This is a genomic window from Halobacterium sp. KA-4 (assembly GCF_021028995.1).
GTDB lineage: Archaea > Halobacteriota > Halobacteria > Halobacteriales > Halobacteriaceae > Halobacterium.
The window spans coordinates 46,395-64,486 of record NZ_JAJJZG010000012.1 but is presented as its reverse complement, the minus strand read 5'-3'; the positions used below and the strand labels follow the sequence as shown (position 1 = coordinate 64,486).

Below are 18,092 nucleotides of genomic sequence, written 5' to 3'. Positions count from 1 at the left end.
CTCCCAGAAGTGCTGAATCCCGGGGAAGCAGCAACATCAGCGGGGTCCGTTGGGTAACGTGCCAGCCGAATCAAACCAGAGTGACCTCGGCGGCTAGAATGTGTAATCCCACTCGTCTTCGTCGTCGAATTGCCCCGGCGGATGCTGGGTGTCTTTAAGCTTCGCCAATACAGCTGGACGGACCGGACTTGCTCGGGGGGCTTCATCCACGACGCCTCCGAACCGAATCCCCGGCATCGTCTGCTGTAATTGCCGTATCAAGCTGAGTGCCGGTGCTCGTGCCAACGTCGGTGTCCCAGCACCCCCGTCTGCGACCATCCCGACCGGTCCTGTCGCACGGAACGACCGTGAAAGTGAGCCGTCGCCGTCGGTATCGATACCGGGTGCGCCCCGCCAGTAGTTCCCCTTCCAGACGTGTAACACGTTGAACCGTGCTGTCGCGGCGTACCGCCGGTTATACGCGATGTCGTTGTCGTTGACGCGGTTCGTCGGGAACAACGACATCGCTCGAATGCCGACCCGGTTGAATGCCGCGACGTTTTCCTCATACACTGAATATTGGCCTTGCACGACGACGCCGTGCTGGTTATGCGTCACAACATTCTCCGCGACGTAGCTCGACCGCCCGAACACAAGAACGCCGTTCTTGCTGTTCGTGACGGTATTCCCTGTCACAATGTTTCGGTTCGATCGGTCGTGGATGTAGACGCCAACGTACGTGTCCTCGATATCGTTGTCAGCGGCGAACGCGCCCTGAGCGAACACGCTGAACACGCCGATCATCATCCCCTCCATCGAGGAGTCGCGGACGGTGAACGACTGCGTGTCGTGTGCGAAGACACCAACTTTCCCGCCGTAGAACGTCGAGTTCTGAACTAGTGCGGGCGCGCCGAGAATCGAGACCCCGAGGAATCCATCCTCCCAGTCTCGCGTTCCCCGAACTGTGAGGTTCGTGACGGTGAGATTCGGGCTATTCCGCGCGATAATTCCATTCGCGCGCGTTTGGATTTGAACGTCGGCAACCAGCGACCGCGTGGACGCCTCGAAGACGATACCTGCGTCGCCGTAGCCGTGCGTCGTCCAGTAGCGTTCCCGGAACGACCCGTTGCGGACGGGGACACTCGTAATGTTCGCTTGGCCGCGAGTTCGCACTGTACCGATACCGGACAGCGAAACGTCCGTAATTGCGACGCGTGAGGCGTTCACGGAGACGACGCTGCGATTCCCGTCACCGATGATGCGCGTCTGGTTTACGCCACTGCCGCTGATCGTCAGGGGCTTGTCTACCGTGACGTCGGAGATAGTATGGTTCCCGGCTGCCAGCTGGATGGTCGTATTGGGCGGGGCGCGCTGGATTGCTGCGGTCAGTGACTCGTTCGGTTCTACCGTCGTCGAAACTGGGCGTTCGAGTAGCGAGCGGGCACGTGCGCTCGTCTCGTTCGCCTGCTCGCTTCGTGCATCACTGGTGCGCTCCCATTCAGCGGTCGTCCGGGCCGCACTTCGGACATCGAGTTGTTTGACTGCGTCCCATTGTTCGATGCGACCACCGTACTGTTGAGCGAATGCCGTTGCATCGTTCCGGTTCGAGAACGGCACGATTGCTTGCTTCCGCGTGGGGATACTGGCCGTACTGTTGACGACGAAGTACGCCGCATCAGCTGGTACCCACTCTGGATCTGCGTCTTGCGGTGTTCTGAGTAATCCATCGTCGCCAACGTAGACGCCGGTGCCAGAGAAATCCGAGACGTACACTGCCATCGCCCGCCCAAATTCACGTTCCGTGCTCTCTTGCAATCCCGCGACCATGGACGTGATGCCGTAGTAGCCAACGGTGAATTTGAACTGAGAGAACGATACCTGCCCGGTCGGCAACGCAATCGTCGAGTCGGCGGCTTGGACGACGACGCTTTCTGGAACACCCGTTGACTTCGTATCTGACATCGGGACCGCAGCCGCCTGCTGGCCACCCCCGCTCACGGCGAATGGCCCGACGACCGCCGCGAACACGAGGAGGCCAGCAGCAGCCACGTGCCAGAATTCCATAGATGGCGATACGGGAGGAGCCACAAAGAATGCTGGGGCAGTACACTTTTTCGAGTGGCACGGAAACCATAATACGTAATGGGTAGTCGTGAGGCTCCTAACCGCGGTGACAACGATGCTGCGACGGCCGCGTCAGCCGTCGTCGAAGCGTCGGAACTCTCGAAATCATTCGGTGACGTCGAGGTTCTCTCGGAACTCTCCTTCTCAATTCCAGATGATGCAGTTACGGCGATTATTGGGCCGAATGGCTCCGGAAAGACCACGCTCGCAGAACTCGTTACGGGCGTAGAGAGCCCGACAGCTGGCGAACTCGCGCTCCATGCTGAGGGTGAGCGACCTGTCGGGTATCTTCCCCAAGACCCGCGGTTCCAGCCCTCGGCCACGGTCCGAGAGACGGTTGCGTTCTACGCAGCACTGCTCACTAGCGAGACCGATGTCGACGCCGCACTCGCTCGGGTCGGCCTCGAAGCCGCGGCCGACCGCCGAACGGACGCACTCTCCGGAGGTATGCGCCGCCTCCTGGGAATTGCGGTGAGCCTTCTGGGGGCACCAGACCTAGTCGTGCTCGACGAACCGACGAGCGGTCTCGACCCGGAGATGACTCGCCACGTGTATGACGTGATCGCGGGGTTGACCGAGCGCGACCAAGCCGTCGTGTTGACGACCCACGACCTTTCGCGCGCAGCAGACGCCGATTACATCCTTGTAATGTCTGATGGCAACATCGTCTCGGCCGGGTCCCCGGCCGCTGTGCTTGCAGACACGGAGACGGAGACCCTAGAGGACGCGTTCGAGACAGCAGTAAGCGGTCGTACGGTCACATCCGCGGGAGGCGGTAATCGTGAGTGACGCCACCCAGCAGTTTACTGCCGTCGTCGAACGGGAGGTGCGAGCACTCTCTCGGTCTCGGTCAGTTTGGCTGCTCGCAATCGGGTTCTTCGCACTGGTTGTGGCGATTGCGGCGCTCGGCGGGCAGGCCGGCTACGTCCCGCTCGTGCTGGCGCTCCTTACGCCAATCGAGGTTTTAGTACCGGTACTGGTGGTTGCACTCGGGTATCGGGCGATTCTCGGCGACCGGTTACGAGGCGAACTGAAAGTCCTCGATACGTTCCCGATAACGCCCATTCGGTACGGGCTCGGCGTCTACTGTGGCCGACTCGCAGTCGCACTCGGGATTCTCGTCGTGACGCTGCTCGCAGCAGGGTTCGTTGTACCACTCTCGGGGGGGACGCCGAACGTGCTCGCACAACCGGGCGGACTAGACTCACCGGTATACTACGCGCGGTTTGTCGCGTTGACAATTCTCTTCACAGGCGTCGTCCTCGCCATCACGCTATTGATCTCGTCGGTGGCTCGGTCTGCGCGTCGCGGGCTCGTGTCGGCGGTCGGCCTATTACTCGTGCTTGTGGTCGGATTCGACCTCGTGATAATTGCCGGAGTTGGACAGGGCTGGATTGTCGAACGAGGGCTAAGCGAAGCGCTTGCCGCGAGTCCATTAAGCGCCTACCGTGGCCTTGTGATGACGTCCGCTGTCGAACCGGCAGTGACGATGCCGGTTCGTGCAGCCTCACCAATTGCAAGCGTGTTTTCGCTGGCTGTATGGACGTCGCTTTCCCTCCTCACTGCCGCAGGTCTGACTGGGATTGAGTGACCGCCGAACTGTTGTACGAAGTCGCGTCAACAAAGCCTTCGTGAGCAGTAGCTGTGGTGGGGTCATGTGAACGTGAGATACGCGATAGCGAACTGAACAGCGTTGTACGTGCCGTGAACGACGACCGGCGCGAAGAGGTCGTCTGTCTGCTCGTACGTAGCTCCGAGTACGAGTGCGACTCCGAAAACTCGGGCGAGCGTGACGAGGATAGCGCCCGGTGTGGCACCCGTCCCGCCGTACGCGAGGATGTGGCTGGCAGCAAACACGAACGACGCGGTGATCACAGCACTCCGACGCGAATACGCACCGTATAGGTACTTCTGGAGCGCATTTCGCGCGAGTAGTTCCTCACCCGGGGCGACAACGACGAACGAAAGGACGATTAGCGGAAGCAGGATCTCGGGAGTTGTTTTGGCTGCCTCGATGAGAGAGTGCGACGTTTGTGGCAGTGAGAATACAGCGACCGCGGCAGCCATCAGTACGTGGAGCGTGAAAATCGCGAGAATTCCCGCTGCTGCCACGATAAGGTCGCGGCGGGTTACCGTACTCACGTCGATACTACTGTTGGTGGATTTAATGAACACGACACCAACTATCGCATAGGCGATACTGGCGACAGCAGTGGACACTGAAACGCGGACTATTGGTGTTGAGGGGACAAGAGAGACGGCTATACTATTGAGGAGGCCCCCAATAAGGAGTGCGAGCGCGGAGACGGCGAGTGCGAGGAGAGTTCGACGCTCCCGTATTTTGCCTCCCGACTGGTTCAATTCGGTGATGACAGCACCACCCACTCCCAGCGCACTGAAGCCAGCCAGCAGCGAGACAATCGGTCCGAGTACTGTTGCTGTTTGAAGCTCGATGACCGCAGCCGCTGCTCCGATCGTCAGTCCAGCGGTGGCCGCCGTTGCGGCAGTGTCGACCCACGGCGGAGCAAGTCCGTGACGTCGGACAGTGAAAGCCAGAACGGCGACCACTCCGAACACACGAGTAGCTTGTGCCGTGAAGTCTGTTGGTGCAGGCCACGAGAGGAACGTCCCGATTAGTCCGATCCCAGCAAGTACAACCCCAACTGAGTGCGCGTACTGTCGTTTCACAAGACGAGGGCTACCTCGTTTTCCGGTAGCACTTCCGCTCAGTATTCATTTCACTCATTCTTCGTCAGGCGAGTCGGAGGACGAATCCGGTGAGGAATAGTGCGAAGACGATCCCTCCGAGAACCACCATCATGAGGAATTTATCATTCACAGCCGGTGGTTAGGTCTCCATGTATCTCTTCCTTCCGAAATGGTGAAAACCGAGCCGTTTTTGCTGTTGTACGAGGGGAATCGCTAAAGCGGCTTGCAAAGATGTGCGCAGGGAAACCGCCTATCGACGCGGCGAGGAATAGAGCTCATTCCTGATCCGTTTAGAGAAGAGCCGGAACACTACAAACTAGTACGGTATTCGCCGTGTTTCATCCCGAAGAAGAACGCGATGACCGAGAAGGCAATCATCGAAGGAAGAACCATCATGAAGACTGTCGAGGTAGTCATCACTGACGTAAGGGCGACCGTAGCGATCGCGACGAGCGGGACTACCGAGCGCGGGAAGTCAAACTCCATACGCCACGTTGTGACTGGACGGATTAAGTCGTTAACCTAGATTGGTAACTACTGATATCGGCTCGTAATTCTGTCGTTGTCAGGCGGTAGCGTCGTCGTATCGGCTGGCATGCGAAATGGCGAGCAATCCGAGTCCGAGAAGTCCACCTACTGCCACTAAGCCGAAAATCGCTAAATTTGGCGGATTCAGTTCGAAAACGATTGGGCCGATTTTACCGTACTGCACTGCCGGCCCACCGTCGGTAAGCGGCCCCGACGGCCCACCGTTTCCATAGACAATAATTCCCAGCACGTACCCGAAGATGCCTGCGACAGCAACGGCGCTGAGATACATCCATAGTACGACTCCGCGCCCGTTGGTCACCTGTCTGTCTGTCATTCGTCTAGGCGTATCAGTGAACTCCAGATGCAACAATCGCTCGTTTTCCAATATCGCTCAGCCACAGATACCAAGCGCAAAGGGTCTCCGGGGACATTCACCCTCTCCGAAAGCCGGATATTACCGTGTCGCACGCGTCGGTAGCGTAAGGACGAAAGCGATGTGCTTGAGGAACCAAATCGGGATGAGTAATGCAAGCAACGCGCCAACTGCGGGACTGCCGGTCCCACCCCAAGCGACCTCCGCGATAGCGATACTCGGGAACAACACACCATTATACGCAATGGTGCTGACGACAATTCCCATCTGCTCCCGCGGCCAAATGACCACGTCAAACCGCTGACTGTTGTTCTGACCGAACCTTAGTACACCAATAAGCCCTGCTACCGCGACAACTGCCCACCCGAGCAGTCGAATTGGACTCGCGAAGAGCATCCAGCCAGCTACGAGTAATCCCGTGGTCGGCGTAGTGACCAGGAGGACCTCCACCGTCGGTCGCCGTCGGAAGAACTCTGTTTTTTCCGGTAATTCAGGCATTCAGTGGCTTCCGCAGTCTCGAAGAATGAAGCAGAACTGTCGTAGTTACGCTTGGCGACCGGTCGATTTCGTAGCTAAATCCCGAGTCACCATCACTAGCAGAGCGACAAGCAAACCCAGTATTGCGACGATGCTGGCCACGACGAACATACTGGCCAACCCACCTTCGGTGTATCCGGGGTTCACGATATGTATAATCGTAATTGCTACGAGTAGAACCAACATCGTGACGACCATCGCATCTCCCAGCCTCTTTCTCATATTCAAATGCCGATTGGGAAGAGGGGTGGAAATGTCTGAGCCGGTGTCCCGAATTTTGGGAATCCGCTTCAAACTCATTAGCTGGGACTGCTTGCTTCTAAATCAGAGCCACCCGATTGTCAACCGGGCTATCCGTGTGGTAGTGTAGAGCCGAATCCTCAAAAATATATGACGGAACCACAAGAAAACCGCAGTCCAAAAGATCGAACAAATTGCCCGGAGTGTGGGGGACAGATTCGGTACAATAATTCACAGAGTGAGGCAGCATGTCAACAGTGTGGGTTGGTCATCGAAGAGGAAACTATCGACCATGGGCCAGAGTGGCGGTCGTTTACTGACGAACAACGCCAGAAAAAGAGCCGAGTCGGCGCACCGACGACGCCACTGATGCACGATAAGGGACTCAGCACGACTATCAGCTGGCAGGACAAGGATGCGCGCGGCCAACATCTGTCAAGCAGAAAACGGGAGCGACTACGACGGCTCCGCCGGTGGGACGAACGATTCCGCACGAAAGATGCCGCAGAGCGGAACCTCAAACAGGCATTCGACGAGATTGATCGGATGGCGTCGGCACTGGGCTTGCCTGAGGCAGTCCGTGAGACAGCGGGGGTCCTCTATCGGTGTGCCGTCGAGGAAGGGTTACTTCCGGGTCGTTCTATCGAAGGGATGGCAACGGCTGCACTGTACGCGAGCGCGCGGCAACATCAAACACCGAGATCTCCGTTCGTAGTCGAGACGGTAAGCAGAGTCGAAAAGAAACGCTTTCAGCGGGCATACCGGTATCTCTCTCGGGAGCTCAAGCTTGAAATCGAACCGGAATCTCCGGACCAGCATCTACCGCGGCTCGCATCAACACTTGACGTAACTGACGAGGCACTTCGCCGTGCGCGAGACCTGCTCGACGTTGCCCAGCAGAACGGCATCCATAGTGGCAAAAGCCCGGTCGGAATGGCGGCATCCGCGCTGTATGCGGCGACGTATTTGACGAACGAGAAACTCACCCAGGAGACCGTGAGTTCAGCGGCAAGCGTGAGCAAGGTCACGATTCGAACTCGCTATCAGGAACTGTTGGACGTATACGCTGAGCACAAGTGATGTACCAGTACCCGAGCCAGATCGAAAGAGACATTCTAGAGGCACTCGCCGGCGAATCACCGATTCACACGGTCGAGATTGCGGCCACAATACATCGACATCCAGTACACGTTGAACGAGTATGCATCCAGCTTTGCGAACAAGGAATCCTCAACTCGAGCCGACGCGGATTCTACGAACTCGCCGATGATAGCCCCCAGCAGTTCAGATGGCAGTGACTCAGATTTCAATTGAAGGTGCACCACCAGAAGGCGTATCAACCAGACTCCGACGAAGAGGCCCAACAGCCAACACTCGGCGAACAGCTGAACGTTGTCACCTGGAATGACAGGCAGGAATCACACGAAGTATCCCGCGAAAAACCGAGGCGTGCAACATGGCGGATGATGCAACGACGCCGGACGACCAGCCGCCCCCGGAACTTGTCCTTGACGCGCTAGATGACCCCGATTGCCAATCAATACTCCGCAAAACCGCCGAGCCAATGACTGCTACCGAACTCACTGAAGCGTGTGACATTCCTCGTTCGACGCTGTACCGAAAGCTTGACCAACTCAGTGATGCCGCACTCCTGCGAGAACACGACAAGATAAACCCCGACGGTGGGCGAACGGCGTACTATCAGCGGAATTTTGAGAACGTGAACATCACGATTGACGAGGATGACACGTTTTCAGTGACAATCGACCACAGACAGCAAGGAACTGATGAGCGGCTTCGAGATATCTGGTCGAAGATGGGTGACGAACTATGAATGAGATCATGGCTGCGATTGTCGCTGTGAAAGCCCTCATACTGGGGCTTGGCGGGGGAATTACGTATATCGCGCACAGAGCGTATCATCGGACGGGCGACCCCTCACTCGGACTGCTGCGGGTTGGCTTCGGGATTGTGACGTTCGGTGCACTGTTCACTGGTGCTATCAATATGTTCTATTCCGTATCGCTCCCTCTCGGCGTCCTCGTTAACAGCACCTTCGTGGCCGCTGGTCTCGCGGTGATTCTGTATTCGCTGTATGTACAAGACTGACAACACGTTCACACACACTCATGCTCCAAGGATATCCCCGACATCAAATCGGACGAACCGCCGCAGCCGTACAAAACCTGAACGAACGCATCTCAATTCCCGCACAAAGCAAAGGCAATCGTGGGAGTGCTCGCTTCGACTTCCTTCTCGTGTTGGTCGTAGTCGTGGTTCTCGCACAGGTTCCGGTTGCGTCAGCCCATGGCGGCGACGGACCTCTTGTCATCTCCAAACAGGCGAGTATCGCCGTATTTCTCGGCGGAGTTGGCCTCGTCGCTGGCTGTGCATTATTGAAGCGTCGGGAATACGTCTCACCGACAACGGCACTGTATGGAATTGGAGTGGGATTATTCGTCGCTATCCTCGGCATCATCATTTTTGACGGGGTTACACCAGATCCGGCCTATGCAGCCAGTTCGATGCCGTTCCCCCGGTCGTGGTACGAATTGTTCGGGCTCGGTATCGGGGTCAGTGTTGTGGTAGCGAGTTTTGGTATCGGATTACGTCGGTGGCCGACTCGCCCACGATACACATTCCTCGGTATTCTCATGGGCTTGTGGATCTCGTACCCATACATAATCCGCGGATCCGCAAGCTACACCCACCCGCTGGGGTATCTCATCGTACTAGGCACGCCGATTCTCGTCGGATATATTGTCTGGACGGACCGAGGAGACGTCGTCCGGACAGCGTTCCGGGACCGTGTTGCGCGACGGTTCGGGGCGACCGTCACGCTTCTCTCTGGGCTGTTTTTCCTCACGTCGAGCGGGTATCTCTCCTTCTTCTGGGAAGAGGGGCTGCCACGTGAGCGCGTTGTCACAGTTCTACCAGTCAATTATCAGCTTGTCCAGTGGGATACGCTCGAAATTGTGCTCCCGCAGTTTCCCTTGACCGTTGCACTCTCAATTGGTGTCGTCACGATAGTAGGGCTGCTGAGTGTCCTAATTGGAGTGAACGCCCTACTAATTGCTTGGCAGTGGCGGCTTGAGGAGAAGGCGGGGATGATGCAAGGAACAGCCGGCACAGGGTCTGTAATTGGTGCTTGCACGTGTGGTTGCTGCGGGCCGCTCGTCGCGAAGATCGCTGTACTCGCAGCCGGCCCGTCCGTTGCAGCTCCACTATACTGGGTCTTCGTCGATTCATCTTCCCCACTCAGCGTGTTGTTTATAGTGGCGACGGTGGTCATCTTCACTGCAACACTCATCTATTCGACTGAAGAGCTGGTGCCGTCAGCGACGTAACCACGATGTCCACGGGAACGGTAGCCTTGCGAGAAAACCACACCTCCACACGACTGGTTTCCTTCCCGTACTAACTACGCTGAAGTTTGCTGCGCACGGTTCGCGTTCGAAGGTACGGCGTTGGTGTGTTACGCTCCTTGCATGTCCATTGGCCGGAGCCAATGATACCACACAAACAGTACCATCCCACCGTATCCCGCTGCCCAGACAACCTGGCCGAGCGTATCTGCACCCATCTCAGAGAGGAAGTAGCTAGTCACCCCGGGGATAGCGATACCCGCGAAGACGATCGCTCCGAATACGACCCGGTCGTCGAGGTCCATTAGGCGACACCTCGCCATCGAACCAGTTGACGGCCAACAATCCCGGTTGTAATGCCGATACCACCAGCTATCAACAGTGAAACACCGCGGAAGCTCGCTTCGTAGCGAAGGAGAAGCAGTCCGCCCACCGCTGCGAGTGTACTCAGCACAGCAATCACACGAAGTGGTCGCGTAACGTGTTGGGACTCTGTGAGAATTCCTGCAACAGAGCCAATAAACAGTAGCAGGCCGCCGATAGTTACCGGTCGTAGTCCGAACACGACACCGATCTCGGACGTAACGAGCGCGAGCGCTACCAGTGGTGGCCAGGGGCTCGCGCGGGGATAGGCGTCACTCAAGCCGGCGTCACTCATGGGGCCACCTCGTCAGTATCTATCTCAGCTGGCGTGATGCGGGAGAGCCGCATGGCGTTTCCGGTGACGCCGAGCGTCATGCCGGCGTCGCCAACGAGGACAGCCATCCAAATCGGGACGAATCCGAACGGCACGCCGAGTGCGAGTACGGCCTTCGCACCTAGACTCGTCCAGATGTTCTGCTGGATGACGCTGTTCGCGTCGTGCGAGAGTTCGTAGAGATACGGCAGCTTCGACAGATCGTCACTCATCAGTGCGATGTCGGCGGTTTCGAGGGCGGTATCTGTCCCAGCGGCGCCCATCGCGATTCCCACAGTCGCAGTCGCGAGCGCGGGTGCGTCGTTGACGCCGTCACCGATCATCGCGACCCCGTCGTGCTGTTCGTCGAGTTCTTTGATCGCCTCGACCTTCTCGTCCGGCAGGAGTTCGGCGCGATACTCGTCGACGCCGACCTGCTCGGCAATCGCTCGGGCGGTCCGCTCGTTGTCACCCGTGAGCATGACGATCTGCTCGACACCGAGATCGTGGAGCTGCTGGATCGCCTGCTTCGCCCCGGGCCGAATCTCGTCGGCCACGGCGATCACACCCTCGATCTCGTCCTCCGTACCGACGAGGACGACAGTCTTCCCCTCGGACTGGAGGTCGGGAACCGTTCCCTCGAGGAGGTCGAGGCAGTCGTTGCGTTCGCACATCTGCCGGCTCTTCGTCGTGACGATACCGCCGTCGGTCGTCGCGTGGACGTGTTCGAGATTGAACCCGAGTTCTGAGAAGAATCCGGGTTTTCCTGCGTAGTGTTTCTTGCCGTCGAGAGAGGCCTCGACGCCTTTCCCGGTGACACTCTCGAAGTCATCGACGGTCGGTGCCCCAATGTCGATCTCCTCCGCGTATTCGACGATTGCGTCGCCGATGGGGTGTTCGGACCGCAACTCCAACCCGCGTGCGCACCGGAGGACGTCGTCCTCGCTGTTGTCGTTCAGCGGGACGACATCCGTGACCGTGAGTTCGCCCTTGGTGATTGTGCCGGTCTTGTCCATCGCGATAGCCTCGACCGCCCCCATCGCTTCGAGGTGGTTGCCGCCCTTGATGAGGACGCCGTTCTTCGCGGCGCTGGTGATTCCCGACACCACGGACACCGGCGTCGAGATGACGAACGCACACGGGCAGGCGAGGACGAGTAGCGTGAGCCCGTAGACGATGAACGTCGGCCAGGACGCCCCGAGCACCAGCGGCGGGACACCCGCTACCAGGACCGCGAAGCCGACGACGATCGGCGTGTAGTACGAGGAGAAGCGGTTGACGAACTGCTCGCGCTCGGTCTTGTTGGACTGGGCGTCTTCGACCATCTGGACGATGCGCGAGAGCGTGTTGTCGCCCGCTTCGGAGGTGACCTCGATTTCAAGGTAGCCTTGCTCGTTGATTGTGCCGGCGTACACCTCGTCGCCCGGTGTCTTGTCCACGGGGACGCTCTCGCCCGTAATCGGGGCCTGATTGACGGCACTCTCACCGTCGAGAACCTCGCCGTCCATGGGGATCTTCTCGCCCGGCCGCACGACGACGATGTCGCCGACGGTCACGTCGTCGACGGGAACGGTCACCTCTTCGCCGTCGCGTTTGACCGTCGCCTCGTCCGGCGAGAGGTCCATCAGCTCCTGGAGTGAGTTCCGCGCCCGGTCCATCGAGTAGCGCTCGAGGAGCTCGGCGATGCTGAACAGGAACGCGAGCGTGGCGGCCTCGAAGTATAGCGCTTCTCCGAAGACGAGGCTGGCGATAATCGCGCCACTGATGGCGATGCTCATCAACAGGTCGATGTCGAGGTTGCGATTCAGCGCGGAGTAGTAGCCGTTCCGGAAGATGATTTGGCCAGCAACCCCGACTGCGACGAGGAAGAGGATATCAGCAGCGAGTAATTCGCGGCCGACGAGCTCGGCCACGAGGACGTTCTGGCTCGTGAGGAAGAACTCGAAGAGTAGGCCGAGTGCGACGAACCCGCCGCTGATCCACGTCTTGATAGCGCGCGAACTCCGCCAGACACTCTCGCGCTCCTCGGTAGCGCTTGCGGCAGCGTCCGTTTCGTCCGCTGGGGAGTCTGTCACATCGTAGCCTGCACCTTCGATCGCAGCGACGACCTCCGACGACGTCGTCGCATCGTCGTACGTCGCGACGACCTCCCCTGTCGTGGGTCGCGTTTCGTAGCTTCTGATGCCCGGGACGTCGTCCAGTGCGTTTTCGACTTTCCCCGCACAGGACGCACAGTCCATGTCTGGGACGGCGAACGATGCTGTCCTCTCGGCTCGATCTTCGACAGTGTATCCGGCTTTCTCGACGCGTTCTGCAATCTCGTCCAGGGAGGTCTGGTCTCCCTCGTAGGAGACGGAGAGCGTTCCTGTCGTCACCTGTGGGTCGATAGTCTCGACGCCGTCGAGTTTCTGCACACTGTTTTCGACCTTCCCCGCGCACGACGGACAGTCCATTTCGGGCACAGAGAACTGGGCGACGTCGCCACGACTCGATGAATCCGTGGTTACGTTCTCAGTTTCTTGTTCATTGGTATCATGGTCCTGGTCATGGTCGTGCTCGTGGTCATGCCCACCGTCTTCTGGTGGTGGAGTCATTATGTAGGTCGTAGCTCCACAGACTTATTAAATCGACTGCTATATAGCGGCAATTTATTAACAATAGTTATTAAAATCTGTTGGATAGGATAATAGCTACGGCCGGCTATATTGCAGTGAGGGCTTCGAACCTTTATATGGCGGACAGGAGAACTCCGCGATGGAATGTCTGACCTGATCGTCAAAGCAGCCGTGAAGGATGCGCTCTCGGACCACAACGTCTCGGCAGATTTCTACGACGCCCTCAACGAAGAGGTCGCCGAACTGCTCGACGACGCCGCAAAGCGTGCTGAGGCCAACGACCGGAAGACGGTCCAGCCCCGCGACCTCTAATTCGGAAGGAACTACACCAACGCTCGAAGTCACTCCCCGTTTTAAGGGGGTTGTGACAGGAAGGTACTCCCATGAGTGTCACAGCCGAATCAATTCAAGTCGAGAATGTGGTTGCGTCGTCCGATATCGGTCAAGAACTCGATCTCGAAACACTTTCTGAGGATTTAGGGGCCACCGACTACGATCCCGATAACTTCCCTGGACTCGTGTATCGGATGCATGATCCCAAAGCCGCAGCGCTCATTTTCCGCTCGGGGAAAGTCGTCTGTACGGGTGCAAAAAGCGTCGACAATGTGACGACTGCGTTGGAATACGTCTTCGACGAGCTCCGTGAATTGGGTGTCGATGTCGCTACCACCCCAGATATCGAAATCCAAAATATTGTCTCAAGTGGGGACCTCGACCACACACTCAATTTGAATGCGATTGCGATCGGCCTAGGTCTCGAACACATCGAATACGAACCGGAGCAGTTCCCGGGGCTCGTCTACCGGCTTGACGACCCGGACGTCGTCGCACTCCTCTTCGGGAGTGGCAAGCTCGTCATCACGGGCGGAAAACAGCTTGACGATGCTGAACAAGCGCTTACAGTGATCGAAAATCGGCTTACTGATCTCGGGTTACTAGAGTAATTCAAGGACACAGAACAGTTGGCAGGGTACACTGGCACTGAGGGGTACATTTTTGAATCTGCTCTCCCCGTCTTAAGTTAGTGCGATGGCTGATGCCGAACGGGAGGTAGATGATGCCCTGTCCGGGAATGTTCTTTCAGTCCAAGAGCTGAACGACCGAATTGCATCAGTCGTCCAGGACACGCCTGCCCTCAACGGCGTCCGCTGTATTGGCGAGGTCACGGATCTCCATCAGAACAGTACCGCCCTCTATTTCACCCTGACCGACGGCGACGCCGAGCTCCCCTGTATGCTCTGGGCGAACCGCTACCGGGGAATGGACGCCGACCTTGAGGACGGCACCGAAGTCATCCTCGAAGGCGATATCGACTACTGGACTGAGGGTGGGAAAATCGATCTCAAGCCGTGGGAGGTGATCGTCGTCGGCGACGGCGACCAGGCGGCCGCCGTCGAGCGACTGCGAAGCGAACTCGAAGAACGTGGTTGGTTCGACGACGAGCAGAAACAGCGCCCGCCGGCGTTCCCAGAGCGGGTTGGTGTCGTAACCTCCCTCCGTGGCGATGCCCGCTATGACATCCAGAACGCGATCCACGAACAGGACCCTACCGTCGACATCCTGGTGAAGGACGCCACCGTCCAGGGGTCGGAGGCACCCACGTCCATCGCGAACGGCATCCACCATCTGGACCGCTCCGAGGACGTTGACGCGATTATCGTCGGTCGCGGTGGCGGGAGTGATTCGAACCTCCAGGCGTTCAACACCGAGCGGGTCGCGGAAGCTATCTTCACCGCGAACACCCCGACCGTCACGGCGATCGGGCATACTGACGACCGGTTAATCGCCGATCAAGTCGCGGATGTGGCGACGATCACGCCGACGGCCGCTGGCGAGTATATCGTGAATTCCCGCGAGGAGTTCTTCGCGGGCGAGGTCAAGCCGCTGGCCCAGCAACTCGACGCCGCGTACGAAACCTTCCAGCAGGAGCACGAACACGAACAAGAACTTGCCGAAGCAGTCGACGAGGCGGCCGCACCCGAGGGGCTCCCGCCGGTCTACTACAAGGCCGCAATCGCTGTGCTGCTGTTGCTGTTGTTGGCCATCACTGGGCTTTGGTTGGGGGTGATCTAAGCGTGGCAAACGACCAAGAGATCCACGACCGGCTGGCCCGTGTCGAAGAAATCATTAAACAGCTCGATGCGGACGAGTGTGACCTTGATGAAGGGACAAGGCTCCACGAGGAGGGTCAGGAACTCTTGGCCGAGGTGCGAGAAATCCTCGACAACGGGCGTGGAGAGGTCGTGGAACTCGAGTAGAGTGCCATCCTAACCTTAACCAACAGACAACGGTATCTAGCCCCATTGTTGGTTAACTGTGCCCTTGCGAGGTGAACGAGCTCTCCGGTTATAATTTACTTTAGATTTTTGCGCCAGTTGGTGGCCAGAAAGCATATACCGATCTTCTAGCTAACGCACCACCATGGACCGGGGCTCAACCGGTGCATACCCACCCCGCACATATGATCACACGGGCAGTCACCATCGAAGACATCGATGATCTGTACCTGACGTGGAACAGCCATATCAACGGTTCCGCCCTCTATCGCCGCGCCCTCCGAGATGAGATGGAGCTTCGCGACGTCGACCCCGACGAGCTTCGAGATCTCTTCGAACGGGCCCGCGAACAGGGCTACACGAAAGACGAGATCGTCGACGAGACCAACCGCTACGCTGATCTGAAAGCACTCGTCGACGAGACCAACCGCTACGCTGATCTGAAAGCACTCGTCGACGACGCAGAGGAGTAACCCGCTATGTCACAGGACAATACGCCCTCCGAGACGGCTTCGAATCGCCCCGACAGCCAGTCCACGGCATCGAGTAGGCTTCCCAGGCAAGCTATGTTCATCGTCGTCGCCCTGAGCCTGTTCGCTGTGGAACCCGCCGCCGCACAGACGAATGCCGTCTGTAGTGCGGACAACCTCCCCAGCATGATCGAGGGCTTCTTCCAGCTTACCACGGCGCTGGGCATTGTCGGCCTCGCAGTCGTGTGGCAGGCCGACTCCCTTATCGAGATGTTCACGATTACGCCCGAGCAGAAGAAGGGCCTCAAGCGCCACAAACGGTCGGCGATGAAGTCCGCGGTCGTCCTCGTCGCCCTCGGACCACTCTACACCGTCGCTGGGTCGATGATGAACCTCCCGCTGGCGCAGTGCGTCGACCTCGCCCCTTGGTAGGTGACTACCACCCCCGTCGCGAGCCCCCATGAAACAACGAGAGCTCTCCGTGCTAATGGCCGCCCTGTTCGTGACGAGTTTAGTCACGGGTCTCGTCACTGCAAGCCCGCCACGGCCAGGCACGGAGGGGAATGGGCTCACTGAGAATGAATCAGCGACGCTGTGGTCTCGCGACGCGGACAAATACATCAGCCAGGAGGAGTATCAGCAGCGCTACGGCGAGAGCCGGACCGCGATGCACCAACTCGCAAACGGGACGGACATCACGTTCACGCGCCCGCCGGCGACAGCTGCAACGTGGACGCAAAACGACTTCGCTGATCTCGAAGCCGGTGGGTCGGATACGTCCGTGTATCCGCGCCACGCGTCGCTCGAAGACGGGGTGTTCATCGAGGACGCCCACGCCACGGTGTTCGCAGTGCAGCCGTCGACGCGAGGTCACTTGGAGTCGGGTGAAACCCCGCTCTATATCGCGCCGAACGGCACGATGCGGGGGTTCGTTGACTATCGTGTTCGCGTCCCGAACGGAAGCTCTTCGGGGAACACGACGATCGAGTGGTCGCTCACGAGCAACGAGGTCGAGGAGGTTCGATTGCAGAAGGACGGCGAAACCATCGTCGAGAGCGACGGCTCGCACACGCCGGCCCTCGACTACCAGATCGAGGACGACTGGAGTGCAAACCTCACGCTCGAAGCCGAGATCAGCGTCCGGTTGAAGAAGACCACGCGAATCGACCGAGGCGACGAGACCGATGTCGAGGTCACGTACCGAACCGAATCGCTCAACGTCTCGGATTCGATCGCCGTCGAGATTTACGACCTCTCGGCGTACCCCTACTACGCCGAGTACCCCAATGGTGACGCTGGTGTGGCTATCTTCCAGTCCAGACCGTGGCAGGGGTACACGCTCACGGAGAATGGAAGCGCACGAGTGCGTGGCGTCTGGCGGTTCTACACCGCTCGGAACACCAACTGGGATACACTCGTCAGGTCGAACCGGACCGACAGCGCCACCGTCGAGTCTGACGCGATTCCGGTCTATGTTCACGCGTATCCGTCGCGAATCGGCCCGCGTGCTGAACCAGTTCGCGATGGCCCAGAGATCATCGACACCTGGGGCACTGACCGACCGTCTCCGGTCGGCACGCTCGGTGAGAACATCAACATCGACATCGTCAACCAGTCGTACACGACAACGTACGGTGTTGCGGTTCGCGCGGAGAACGTCGACCGCAACGCCCTCCAAGTAGCGGGGATCGTGCGGGGTGTGAACGCCTCGATTGTGGCACCTGACGCTGGCTCAGAGCGGCAGCTCCGGCGCAGTAATCTGACTGTTGAGGTGCTCCAGCAGAACGAAAGCCAGGCCACACTCCGCATCGAGCTCCGGGATAACGAGACCGGCGCACCAATCGTGCTCAGCGATCCCGACCGACGATATCCAATCGGCGGGAACACTCGCAACGGGTACATCACCATCGCGGAGCAACGTGTTGAGACCAACGCCTCCGGGGTAGCGATTGTGACGATCGACAAGCCGGGTATCTACACGGCTCGGTACCATCCGGGTTCGTGGCTCGGGCACGACCCCGCGTATGTGAGTGCGACGGCAACTGCTCGGTGGCATCCGCTCGGCACCATTGACGGTTGGTTCGCGTTCATTTTCGAGGTCGGCTGGCAGCTCATCCCGTTTATTGTGATGTTCTACGCAGGCAAGCGACTCCTCCGAATGCTTGGTCCAGAAGACATCTTCCAACGGAACCCATAG

The 18,092-nt window shown here is 58.6% G+C and carries 20 protein-coding genes; 13 read left to right on the top strand and 7 right to left on the bottom strand.

Going from position 1 to position 18,092, the window contains the following annotated elements; all coding sequences use genetic code 11:
• Positions 1-93: 93 nt before the first annotated feature.
• On the bottom strand, positions 94-2,043 hold the full coding sequence (locus tag LPA44_RS12365) for a NosD domain-containing protein (protein WP_230889856.1): 1,950 nt from the start codon (positions 2,041-2,043) through the stop codon (positions 94-96).
• 78 nt (positions 2,044-2,121) lie between these two features.
• On the opposite strand from LPA44_RS12365, the gene LPA44_RS12360 reads away from it, so the two are divergent.
• Together LPA44_RS12360 and LPA44_RS12355 are read left to right on the top strand one after the other, a co-directional pair.
• Positions 2,122-2,892, top strand: a complete 771-nt coding sequence (locus tag LPA44_RS12360; protein WP_230889855.1) for an ABC transporter ATP-binding protein — start codon at positions 2,122-2,124, stop codon at positions 2,890-2,892.
• Positions 2,885-3,694: an ABC transporter permease gene (locus LPA44_RS12355; protein WP_230889854.1), complete on the top strand. Its 810-nt coding sequence runs from the start codon at positions 2,885-2,887 to the stop codon at positions 3,692-3,694. The genes LPA44_RS12360 and LPA44_RS12355 overlap by 8 nt, the downstream gene beginning before the upstream one ends.
• A gap of 62 nt (positions 3,695-3,756) precedes the next feature.
• Here the strand turns inward: LPA44_RS12355 and LPA44_RS12350 are convergent, their stop codons facing one another.
• From LPA44_RS12350 to LPA44_RS18385, 3 genes are all read right to left on the bottom strand, one after another.
• A complete protein-coding gene (locus tag LPA44_RS12350) occupies positions 3,757-4,671 on the bottom strand; it encodes a CPBP family intramembrane glutamic endopeptidase (protein WP_230889853.1) in 915 nt (304 codons plus the stop codon).
• Between the two features lie 450 nt (positions 4,672-5,121).
• Positions 5,122-5,298: a DUF7333 family protein gene (locus LPA44_RS18390; RefSeq protein WP_442903385.1), complete on the bottom strand. Its 177-nt coding sequence runs from the start codon at positions 5,296-5,298 to the stop codon at positions 5,122-5,124.
• A gap of 79 nt (positions 5,299-5,377) precedes the next feature.
• Complete coding sequence (locus tag LPA44_RS18385) at positions 5,378-5,677, bottom strand: DUF7520 family protein (RefSeq protein ID WP_442903384.1); 300 nt, start codon at positions 5,675-5,677, stop codon at positions 5,378-5,380.
• 966 nt (positions 5,678-6,643) lie between these two features.
• On the opposite strand from LPA44_RS18385, the gene LPA44_RS12340 reads away from it, so the two are divergent.
• The 4 genes from LPA44_RS12340 (at position 6,644) to LPA44_RS12325 (ending at position 9,840) form a co-directional block, all read left to right on the top strand.
• Entirely contained in the window at positions 6,644-7,573 is a 930-nt protein-coding gene (locus LPA44_RS12340) for a transcription initiation factor IIB (protein WP_230889851.1), read from the top strand.
• A gap of 376 nt (positions 7,574-7,949) precedes the next feature.
• Complete coding sequence (locus LPA44_RS12335; RefSeq protein ID WP_230889850.1) at positions 7,950-8,327, top strand: winged helix-turn-helix domain-containing protein; 378 nt, start codon at positions 7,950-7,952, stop codon at positions 8,325-8,327.
• Positions 8,324-8,602, top strand: a complete 279-nt coding sequence (locus LPA44_RS12330) for a DUF7521 family protein (protein WP_059059164.1) — start codon at positions 8,324-8,326, stop codon at positions 8,600-8,602. Before LPA44_RS12335 ends, LPA44_RS12330 begins: the two co-directional genes overlap by 4 nt.
• 149 nt (positions 8,603-8,751) lie before the next feature.
• On the top strand, positions 8,752-9,840 hold the full coding sequence (locus LPA44_RS12325) for a hypothetical protein (RefSeq protein WP_230889849.1): 1,089 nt from the start codon (positions 8,752-8,754) through the stop codon (positions 9,838-9,840).
• Positions 9,841-9,968: 128 nt separating this feature from the next.
• Here LPA44_RS12325 and LPA44_RS12320 read toward each other — a convergent pair whose 3' ends face one another.
• Genes LPA44_RS12320 through LPA44_RS12315 form a run of 3 tightly spaced genes read right to left on the bottom strand, consistent with a single transcriptional unit; the run spans position 9,969 to position 13,128 of the window.
• Positions 9,969-10,163 carry a hypothetical protein gene (locus LPA44_RS12320; protein WP_230889848.1) on the bottom strand — a complete coding sequence of 65 codons (195 nt, stop codon included), beginning with the start codon at positions 10,161-10,163 and terminating at the stop codon, positions 9,969-9,971.
• On the bottom strand, positions 10,163-10,516 hold the full coding sequence (locus tag LPA44_RS18380) for a DUF7541 family protein (protein WP_082687323.1): 354 nt from the start codon (positions 10,514-10,516) through the stop codon (positions 10,163-10,165). The genes LPA44_RS12320 and LPA44_RS18380 overlap by 1 nt, the downstream gene beginning before the upstream one ends.
• Positions 10,513-13,128 (bottom strand): heavy metal translocating P-type ATPase, encoded by a 2,616-nt coding sequence (locus LPA44_RS12315; RefSeq protein WP_269070104.1) that lies wholly within the window; start codon positions 13,126-13,128, stop codon positions 10,513-10,515. Before LPA44_RS12315 ends, LPA44_RS18380 begins: the two co-directional genes overlap by 4 nt.
• 165 nt (positions 13,129-13,293) lie before the next feature.
• Between LPA44_RS12315 and LPA44_RS12310 the strand changes: the two genes are divergently transcribed.
• From LPA44_RS12310 to LPA44_RS12280, 7 genes are all read left to right on the top strand, one after another.
• A complete protein-coding gene (locus tag LPA44_RS12310; RefSeq protein ID WP_230889847.1) occupies positions 13,294-13,461 on the top strand; it encodes a DUF1931 domain-containing protein in 168 nt (55 codons plus the stop codon).
• A gap of 71 nt (positions 13,462-13,532) precedes the next feature.
• Positions 13,533-14,093 (top strand): TATA-box-binding protein, encoded by a 561-nt coding sequence (locus LPA44_RS12305; RefSeq protein ID WP_049983712.1) that lies wholly within the window; start codon positions 13,533-13,535, stop codon positions 14,091-14,093.
• An 85-nt stretch (positions 14,094-14,178) separates the two neighbouring features.
• A complete protein-coding gene (xseA, locus tag LPA44_RS12300; RefSeq protein ID WP_230889846.1) occupies positions 14,179-15,222 on the top strand; it encodes an exodeoxyribonuclease VII large subunit in 1,044 nt (347 codons plus the stop codon).
• Positions 15,223-15,224: 2 nt separating this feature from the next.
• A complete protein-coding gene (xseB, locus tag LPA44_RS12295; RefSeq protein WP_096396452.1) occupies positions 15,225-15,407 on the top strand; it encodes an exodeoxyribonuclease VII small subunit in 183 nt (60 codons plus the stop codon).
• A 203-nt stretch (positions 15,408-15,610) separates the two neighbouring features.
• On the top strand, positions 15,611-15,898 hold the full coding sequence (locus tag LPA44_RS12290; RefSeq protein WP_230889845.1) for a hypothetical protein: 288 nt from the start codon (positions 15,611-15,613) through the stop codon (positions 15,896-15,898).
• A 6-nt stretch (positions 15,899-15,904) separates the two neighbouring features.
• Positions 15,905-16,327: a hypothetical protein gene (locus tag LPA44_RS12285; RefSeq protein WP_122106700.1), complete on the top strand. Its 423-nt coding sequence runs from the start codon at positions 15,905-15,907 to the stop codon at positions 16,325-16,327.
• Positions 16,328-16,355: 28 nt separating this feature from the next.
• Entirely contained in the window at positions 16,356-18,092 is a 1,737-nt protein-coding gene (locus tag LPA44_RS12280) for a hypothetical protein (RefSeq protein ID WP_230889844.1), read from the top strand.

Bases quoted from the DNA above. Each gene is read 5' to 3' on its own strand.
- LPA44_RS12365 (WP_230889856.1), bottom strand. From the start codon at position 2,043: ATGGAATTCTGGCACGTGGCTGCTGCTGGCCTCCTCGTGTTCGCGGCG.
- LPA44_RS12360 (WP_230889855.1), top strand. From the start codon at position 2,122: ATGGGTAGTCGTGAGGCTCCTAACCGCGGTGACAACGATGCTGCGACG.
- LPA44_RS18390 (WP_442903385.1), bottom strand. From the start codon at position 5,298: ATGGAGTTTGACTTCCCGCGCTCGGTAGTCCCGCTCGTCGCGATCGCT.
- LPA44_RS18385 (WP_442903384.1), bottom strand. From the start codon at position 5,677: ATGACAGACAGACAGGTGACCAACGGGCGCGGAGTCGTACTATGGATG.
- LPA44_RS12340 (WP_230889851.1), top strand. From the start codon at position 6,644: ATGACGGAACCACAAGAAAACCGCAGTCCAAAAGATCGAACAAATTGC.
- LPA44_RS12335 (WP_230889850.1), top strand. From the start codon at position 7,950: ATGGCGGATGATGCAACGACGCCGGACGACCAGCCGCCCCCGGAACTT.
- LPA44_RS12330 (WP_059059164.1), top strand. From the start codon at position 8,324: ATGAATGAGATCATGGCTGCGATTGTCGCTGTGAAAGCCCTCATACTG.
- LPA44_RS12320 (WP_230889848.1), bottom strand. From the start codon at position 10,163: ATGGACCTCGACGACCGGGTCGTATTCGGAGCGATCGTCTTCGCGGGT.
- LPA44_RS18380 (WP_082687323.1), bottom strand. From the start codon at position 10,516: ATGAGTGACGCCGGCTTGAGTGACGCCTATCCCCGCGCGAGCCCCTGG.
- LPA44_RS12315 (WP_269070104.1), bottom strand. From the start codon at position 13,128: ATGACTCCACCACCAGAAGACGGTGGGCATGACCACGAGCACGACCAT.
- LPA44_RS12310 (WP_230889847.1), top strand. From the start codon at position 13,294: ATGTCTGACCTGATCGTCAAAGCAGCCGTGAAGGATGCGCTCTCGGAC.
- LPA44_RS12305 (WP_049983712.1), top strand. From the start codon at position 13,533: ATGAGTGTCACAGCCGAATCAATTCAAGTCGAGAATGTGGTTGCGTCG.
- xseA (WP_230889846.1), top strand. From the start codon at position 14,179: ATGGCTGATGCCGAACGGGAGGTAGATGATGCCCTGTCCGGGAATGTT.
- LPA44_RS12290 (WP_230889845.1), top strand. From the start codon at position 15,611: ATGATCACACGGGCAGTCACCATCGAAGACATCGATGATCTGTACCTG.
- LPA44_RS12285 (WP_122106700.1), top strand. From the start codon at position 15,905: ATGTCACAGGACAATACGCCCTCCGAGACGGCTTCGAATCGCCCCGAC.
- LPA44_RS12280 (WP_230889844.1), top strand. From the start codon at position 16,356: ATGAAACAACGAGAGCTCTCCGTGCTAATGGCCGCCCTGTTCGTGACG.